Consider the following 249-nt stretch of genomic DNA (forward strand, 5'->3'; position numbering starts at 1 on the left):
TTGGTCGCGGTCGCCCTGCCAACGGCAGGACTGGTTGGGGCAGATGGCCCACTTCCATCCCGCCACGGTCGGCTTGTCGGGCGCTTTGCAATGTCGTAGCGGCGTCAGGCATTGCGGGCAGTGTTTTGACGTGTTGCGGGCGGGGACGGTGACCACGGCGACACCGTGCTCGGCGGCGCAGTGCCGCATTCGGTCGACGATTTTTCCGCGTACCTGCTGGGACAGGCGCGTGTTCAGGCTACGGCCCAT

At 66.3% G+C, this 249-nt stretch carries 1 protein-coding gene; it reads right to left on the reverse strand.

Features of this window, described 5'->3' with window-relative positions; all coding sequences use genetic code 11:
• Positions 1–249: zinc ribbon domain-containing protein (locus tag ACNAW0_RS30930; protein WP_416291569.1), on the reverse strand; the 249-nt coding region annotated here is incomplete at both ends.

The organism is Micromonospora sp. SL1-18 (assembly GCF_047921505.1).
Classification (GTDB): domain Bacteria; phylum Actinomycetota; class Actinomycetes; order Mycobacteriales; family Micromonosporaceae; genus Micromonospora.